This window comes from Alkalibacillus haloalkaliphilus C5, assembly GCF_000269905.1.
GTDB classification, from domain to species: domain Bacteria; phylum Bacillota; class Bacilli; order Bacillales; family Alkalibacillaceae; genus Alkalibacillus; species Alkalibacillus haloalkaliphilus_A.
In genome coordinates, this window is the sequence record NZ_AKIF01000285.1 from 1 (window position 1) to 738 (window position 738).

At 39.6% G+C, this 738-nt stretch carries 1 protein-coding gene; it reads left to right on the plus strand.

Annotation, left to right across the window (positions count from 1 at the left end):
* Positions 1-148 precede the first annotated feature (148 nt).
* On the plus strand, positions 149-610 hold the full coding sequence (gene tnpA, locus A194_RS0116450; RefSeq protein ID WP_040403368.1) for an IS200/IS605 family transposase: 462 nt from the start codon (positions 149-151) through the stop codon (positions 608-610).
* Positions 611-738: the final 128 nt, after the last annotated feature.

Genomic DNA, 738 nt, shown 5'->3' on the forward strand with positions numbered 1-738 from the left:
TTAATGGTTTTGAAAACCCCTGGCTATGCCGGGGGTTCCAGAGAGCTTATAGCGTGGTAATAAAAAAAACCTCACTTCATGGTAAGATAAAGTTGGTTTCCCGACCACTCCATCTCACCATAGAAGGAGGTATGTCCCATTGAAGGACATGAATAGTTTAGCACACACAACATGGAATTGTAAGTATCACTTAGTATTTGCACCAAAGTACAGAAGACAAATCATATATGGAAAATACAAAAAGAGTATTGGGCAAATTATAAGAGATTTATGTGAACGGAAGGGTGTTATCATACATGAGGCGAATGCTTGTCCCGATCATATCCATATGTTAGTCAGTATACCACCAAAGTTAAGTGTATCGAATTTCATGGGTTATTTAAAAGGTAAAAGTAGTCTTATGATATTTGATAGGCATGCTAATTTGAAATATCGATATGGGAATCGAAAATTCTGGTGCCGAGGATTCTACGTCGATACAGTGGGCAGAAACAGGAAACAAATTCAAGAATACATTAGAAATCAGCTGAAAGAAGACTATATGGCTGATCAATTAACATTATTCGAAGAATATGACCCATTTACAGGAGAGAAAAATCGGAAGAAATAAAGAAATTCTTTAGAATTAGTGAGTGGATGTGGTGCAAGAGGGGGACCGTTCAGTGGGCCTTTCAGGCCGAGGCCGGCAACAAAGGCTTTCAGCCGCAGAGCAAACCACCCGTTCACACGGGTGGTTTT